This window comes from Rhodoplanes sp. SY1 (assembly GCF_046000175.1).
GTDB lineage: Bacteria > Pseudomonadota > Alphaproteobacteria > Rhizobiales > Xanthobacteraceae > Rhodoplanes.
Genome location: NZ_JBEOMB010000021.1, coordinates 39,372 through 45,602 on the forward strand (window position 1 = coordinate 39,372; position 6,231 = coordinate 45,602).

The window sequence follows — 6,231 nt, forward strand, 5'->3', positions numbered from 1 at the left end:
CCCCGAGACGGCCGGCGCCCGAACCGGTGGATGGCCCCGTCGCCCGCGCGTGACCGCGCCCGGGTTCATGGCTATGCTCCGCCGCTCCGCCATTCCAGTCCCGTCACCGCCCAGGTGAGTTGCCTCCGATGATCCGATTGCTCGCCGTCCTCGGCCTCTCGATCGCCGCCGTGATCTCGGCTCACGCGCCTGCGCAGGCGCAGGCGCCCGCCCGCGTCACCGTCGTCACCTCCTTCTCCAAGGACGTCACCGATCCGGTGAAGAAGGCCTTCGAGCAGGCCGCCCCCGGCTTCACGCTCGAGGTCCAGAACCGCAACACCAATGCCGGCGTGAAGTACATCGAGGAGACTCGCGCCAAGAACCAGGTCGACCTGTTCTGGGCCTCGGCGCCGGACGCCTTCGAGGTGCTCAAGGGCAAGGGCCTGCTGGCCAAGCACCAGCCCAAGGCGACCGGCATCCCGGACAAGATCGGCGCCTTCCCGATCAACGACCCCGAAGGCTTCTATTTCGGCTTCGCGGCGTCGGGCTACGGCATCATGTGGAACACCCGCTACGCCCGCGCCAACAAGCTGCCCGACCCGAAGGAGTGGAGCGACCTCGCCAAGCCGGTCTATTTCGACCATGTGGCGATCGCGGCGCCGTCGCGCTCCGGCACCACGCATCTCACCATCGAGACCGTGCTGCAGGGCGAGGGCTGGAACCAGGGTTGGCGCACCATCAAGGAGATGGCCGGCAACTTCCGCCAGGTGACCGAGCGCTCGTTCGGCGTGCCGGAGGGCGTCAACTCCGGCCAGTTCGGCGTCGGCATCGTCATCGACTTCTTCGGCTTCTCGGCCCAGGCCGCCGGCTTCCCGGTGAAGTTCGTCTATCCGAGCGTGACCACCATCGTGCCGGCCAACGTGGCGATCGTCGCCAACGCGCCGAACCGCGCCGGTGCCGAGGCGTTCATCGACTTCCTGCTGTCGGACAAGGGCCAGGAGGTGCTGCTCGAGCCGACCATCCGGCGCCTGCCCGTGAACCCCGCGACCTACGCCAAGGCGCCGGCCGACTATCCGAACCCGTTCAAGGATCCCTCGCTCGGCGCCAAGGTGAGGTTCGACCCCGACGTCTCGGAGAAGCGCACCGCCGTCGTCGACGCGCTGTTCGATCAGCTGATCACGTTCCAGCTCGACAACCTCAAGGCCGCCACCAAGGCGATCCACGCGGCCGAGGCGGCGCTGGTGAAGAAGGACAACGCGCAAGGCCGCGCCCTGGTGAAGGAGGCCCGCGATCTCGTCGCCGCCATGCCGGTGACGGCCGCGGAGGCCGCCTCGCCCGAGATCGGCGGCGCCTTCACGGGCGCCAAGGAGAAGGGCGCCCGCCAGGCCGAGCTGGAGAACCGCTGGGCCGGCTTCGCCCGCGACAACTACGCGAGCGCCAAGGCCAAAGCCGAAGAAGCCACGCGGCTGGCGAAGTGAGGCGGCAGCGCGGCTCGCCCGAATGATCGCCCCGATGCAGAGCGCCGTCTTTCCTTCTCCCCGCGTGCGGGGAGAAGGCGGCTCGCCGCCGCGCGGCGAGCCGGATGAGGGGGCGCCACCGCGAATCGCAAGTGCTCAGCATCTGGGAGACGCCCCCTCACCCGACCTTCGCGCTGATCGCGCGAAGATCGACCTCTCCCCGCACGCGGGGAGAGGTGAATGACCGTCGCCGTCCCGGCCTCCAGCACGTCGGTCACCGCGCCCCGCGCGCGTGCCGCACTCGCGACGCCCGGCCAGTGGGCCGTAGCGGCCGCCATCGTCGTGTTCCTCGCGGTCGCGCTGGTGATCCCGGTCGGCACCGTCGTGTGGGTCGCCTTCACCGAGAAGGGCACCGGCGCCTTCACGCTGGTCAACTTCTACGACTTCGCCCGCACCGACCTCCTGGTGCGCTCGACCTGGAACTCGATCATCGCCGCCGCCATGACGGTCGCGCTGGCGACCGTGCTGGCGCTGCCCCTCGCCGTGATCACGACGCGCTTCGACTTCCGCGGCGCCGCGCTGGTGCAGACGCTCGGCTTCCTGCCGCTGATCATGCCACCCTTCGTCGGCGCGGTCGCCATGCAGCTCGTGTTCGGCCGCAGCGGCACCGTCAATCTCCTGCTCGGCGACTGGTTCGACATCGAGATCCCGTTCATGGAGGGACTGAACGGCGTGGTCTTCGTCGAGGGCGTGCACTACTTCCCGTTCATCCTGCTCAATCTCTCGACGGCGCTGCGCACCATCGACCGCAGCATGGAGGAGGCGGCCCAGAACCTCGGCAGCTCGGGCCTTCGGCTGTTCCGTCGCATCGTCTTCCCGCTCGCGATGCCGGGCTACATCGCCGGCGCCTCGCTGGTGTTCGTCAAGGTGTTCGACGATCTCGCCACGCCCCTCCTCCTCAACGTCAAGGACATGCTGGCGCCGCAGGCCTATCTGCGCATCACCTCGATCGGCATTGCCGACCCGATGGGCTACGTGATCTCTGTCGTGCTGGTGCTCTTGTCGGTCTCGGCCATCGCGCTGTCGATGCTCGCCATGCGGGGCCGCGACTACGCCACCGTGCAGCGCGGCGGCGGCGGGCTGGAGAAGCGCCGCCTCCGTCCGCTGGAGCATGTCGTCGCATGGGGCGTCGTGTTGCTCATCCTGGTGATCGTGCTGGCCCCGCACGCCGCCCTGCTGATGCTGTCGCTCGCCACCGTCTGGTCCTACAGCCCGCTGCCGGACGGTTTTACGCTGGCCCATTACGCGCGGGTGTTCGGGGAGTCGTCCCTCTACATCACCAACACGCTGCTCTATGCGTCGCTCGCCGGCATCATCGACGTGGTGCTGGGCGCCGCCATCGCCTATCTGGTGTTGCGTACGAAGCTGCCCGGCCGACAGTGGCTCGACTGGATCGCGATGGCGGCCGTCGCGGTGCCGGGCGTCGTCATCGGTATCGGCTACCTGCGCACCTTCTACGGCATCGACGTCGGCGGCGTGCCGCTCGCCACGCTGTGGATCGTCATCGTGCTGGCGCTCGCGGTGCGCCGCCTGCCCTATGCGCTGCGCGCCTGCTACGCGGCGCTCCAGCAGGTCTCGGTGTCGCTCGAGGAGGCGGCCGAGAACCTCGGCGCCACCAAGGCCCGCACCATCCGCCGGGTCGTCGTGCCGCTGATCTCGGGCGGCATGCTGGCCGGCTTCATCTCGTCCTTCGCCACCGCCTCGGTCGAGCTCGCCGCGACGCTGATGCTGGTGCAGTCGAACTCCGACGCGCCGCTCGCCTACGGGCTCTACGTGTTCATGCAATCGCCGGCCGGCCGCGGGCCGGGCGCGGCACTCGGCGTCATCGCCGTGGTGCTGGTGGCGGTCTGCACCTTCCTGTCCCACCTCGTGGTCGAACGCCAGCACCGCCGCCAGAGCCGCGGCGCCGCCGGCCCGGCCATCCCCGGAGCCACCGGATGACTGCGCTCGCCGTCGACACCCTCGCGACGCCCTCGGTCGACATCGCCATCGAGCATGTCGATCTCTGGTACGGCGCCAATCACGTGCTGCGCGACGTGGACCTGCGGATCGAGCCCGGCGAGTTCTTCGCCTTTCTCGGGCCGTCGGGCTGCGGCAAGACCACGCTGTTGCGGCTGATCGCCGGCTTCAACCAGGCCGACCGCGGCCGGGTGCTGATCGCCGGGCGCGACGTCTCCGGCCTGCCGCCGTGGAAGCGCGACGTCGGCATGGTGTTCCAGTCCTACGCCCTGTGGCCGCACATGACGGTCGAGCAGAACGTCGCCTTCGGGCTGGAGGAGCGCCGCCTGCCACGCCAGGAGATCAGAAAGCGTGTCGCCGCCGCCCTCGATCTCGTCGGCCTCGGGGGCTTGGAAAAGCGCCGGCCGGCGCAGCTCTCCGGCGGCCAGCAGCAGCGCGTCGCGCTCGCCCGCACCATCGTGGTCGAGCCCAAGGTGCTGCTGCTCGACGAGCCGCTGTCGAACCTCGACGCGAAATTGCGCGGCGAGGTGCGCCGCGAGCTGCGCGAGCTGCAGCAGCGGCTCGGCCTCACCGCGATCTTCGTCACCCACGACCAGGAGGAGGCGAACACGATCTGCGACCGGATCGCCGTGATGAAGGACGGCGCCGTGCAGCAGGTCGGCGCCCCGACGGCGCTCTACGACGCGCCGAAGAACCTGTTCGTCGCCGGCTTTCTCGGCACGACCAACATCCTGGACGGCCGCGTGGTGCGCGACGGCGCCGCGGCGGCGTTCGAGACCGCGGCCGGCACCATTCCGTTGCCGGCGGGCGCGCTCCCGGTCGGCGCGCCGCCGCCCGGGGCGAAGCTCGTGTTCCGCCCGCACCACGCGGTCCTGTCGCGCCCCGATGCCCCGCCGGCGGAGGGCCGCGTTCGCATTCCCGGCACGATCCGGTTCAAGGAATTCCTGGGGGCGACCGAGCGCTACGGCATCGCGGTCGGCACGGCCACGGCGAACGCCACCGATGCGAGCGCGGCCACGCTCCTCCTTGTCGACCTCGGCCACGGCACCGCCCCCGAAAACCTCGCGCCCGGCACCGCGGTCGCGATCGACATCGCGACCGACCGGTTGCACGTGCTGGGGCCATGAGGAGGCACCCGTAGCCCGCATGGAGCGCAGCGGAATGCGGGATCCTTGCCCCGCGTGTGCCCCGCATTGCGCTCCGCTCCATGCGGGCTACGGCGCCCGCCCCCTCGCGCCGCCGGCCCGGACCCACTATCTTCCCGGCAGCCGTCTCCTCACCGAAAGATCCGCCATGACCGCCACGACCTCGCTGATCGACCGCGCCGGGCTCGACCGGACCAACGTGTCGCGCCTGATCGCGCGCGGGCTCGACGGGGCCGACGACGGCGAGCTTTTCCTGGAATACCGCCAGTCCGAGATGCTGATGTTCGACAACGGCCGCCTCAAGCAGGCGACCTACGACACAACGCAGGGGTTCGGGCTGCGGGCCGTCAAGGACGAGGCGGTCGGCTACGCGCACGCCTCGGACATGTCGGAAGAGGCGATCGGCCGCGCCGCCGACGCCGTGAAGGCGGTCAAGGGCGGCTACGCGGGCACGCTGGCGGCAGCGCCGCCGCGCACGAACGCGAAGCTCTACACCGACGCCAATCCGCTCGCCGGCATCGCCTTCGCCGACAAGGTGCGGCTGCTGGAGACCATCGACGCCTACACGCGCGGCAAGGACCCGCGAGTCCGGCAGGTGACGGCCTCGATCGCGGCGACCTGGCAGGCGGTCGAGATCGTCCGGCCAGATGGCGAGAGTTATCGCGACGTGCGGCCGATGGTGCGGGTGAACGTCTCGGTGGTGGTCGGCGACGGCGACCGCCAGGAGACCGGCAGCCACGGCTATGGCGGACGCGCCACCATGGAGCAGTTCGTCAGCGACGCGGCCTGGCACGGCGCGGCCGATGACGCGGTGCGCCAGGCGCTGGTCAACCTCGAGTCGGTCCCCGCCCCGGCCGGCGAGATGGACGTGGTGCTCGGCCCCGGCTGGCCCGGCGTGATGCTGCACGAGGCGGTCGGCCACGGTCTCGAAGGCGACTTCAACCGCAAGAAGACCTCGGCCTTCGCCGGGCTGCTCGGCCAGCAGGTCGCGGCCAAGGGCGTCACCGTGATCGACGACGGCACCATGGCGTCGCGCCGTGGTTCTCTTTCCATCGACGACGAGGGCACGCCGACCAACCGCACCGTGCTGATCGAGGACGGAATCCTGGTCGGCTACATGCAGGACCGCCAGAATGCCCGGCTGATGGGCATGGCGCCGACCGGCAACGGCCGCCGCGAGAGCTTCGCCCATGTGCCGATGCCGCGCATGACCAACACCGTGATGACGGCCGGCAGCCACGACCCGGCCGAGATCCTCGCGTCGGTGAAGAACGGCATCTACGCCGTGTCGTTCGGCGGCGGCCAGGTCGACATCACCTCGGGCAAGTACGTGTTCCAGTGCACCGAGGCGTACCGGATCGAGGACGGCAAGGTCGGCGCGCCCGTGAAGGGTGCCATGCTGATCGGCAACGGCCCGACCGACCTCCACCGCGTCACCATGGTGGGCAACGACCTCGCCCTCGACCACGGCATCGGCACCTGCGGCAAGAACGGACAGGGCGTGCCGGTCGGCGTCGGCCAGCCGACGCTGCGCATGGACCGCATCACGGTCGGCGGCACGGGGGGCTGAGCGGCGCGGCCGACGTCAGCCCGCGCCGCTCACACCTCGATGTCGAGGATGCGGCCGACGA

Annotated in this window: 4 protein-coding genes; all 4 read left to right on the plus strand. The window is 70.4% G+C overall.

Annotated features, from left to right (window positions below; genetic code table 11):
* Nucleotides 1-128: 128 nt before the first annotated feature.
* The 4 genes from ABTU92_RS07735 to tldD all read left to right on the plus strand — a co-directional run bounded on the left by ABTU92_RS07735 (nucleotide 129) and on the right by tldD (nucleotide 6,170).
* Nucleotides 129-1,457, plus strand: a complete 1,329-nt coding sequence (locus ABTU92_RS07735) for an ABC transporter substrate-binding protein (protein ID WP_408089274.1) — start codon at nucleotides 129-131, stop codon at nucleotides 1,455-1,457.
* 219 nt (nucleotides 1,458-1,676) lie between these two features.
* Complete coding sequence (locus ABTU92_RS07740) at nucleotides 1,677-3,437, plus strand: ABC transporter permease (protein ID WP_408089276.1); 1,761 nt, start codon at nucleotides 1,677-1,679, stop codon at nucleotides 3,435-3,437.
* Nucleotides 3,434-4,582, plus strand: coding sequence for an ABC transporter ATP-binding protein (locus ABTU92_RS07745; RefSeq protein ID WP_408089278.1), 1,149 nt, complete (start codon nucleotides 3,434-3,436; stop codon nucleotides 4,580-4,582). Before ABTU92_RS07740 ends, ABTU92_RS07745 begins: the two co-directional genes overlap by 4 nt.
* Nucleotides 4,583-4,748: 166 nt before the next feature.
* On the plus strand, nucleotides 4,749-6,170 hold the full coding sequence (gene tldD, locus ABTU92_RS07750) for a metalloprotease TldD (RefSeq protein ID WP_408089280.1): 1,422 nt from the start codon (nucleotides 4,749-4,751) through the stop codon (nucleotides 6,168-6,170).
* Nucleotides 6,171-6,231: the final 61 nt, after the last annotated feature.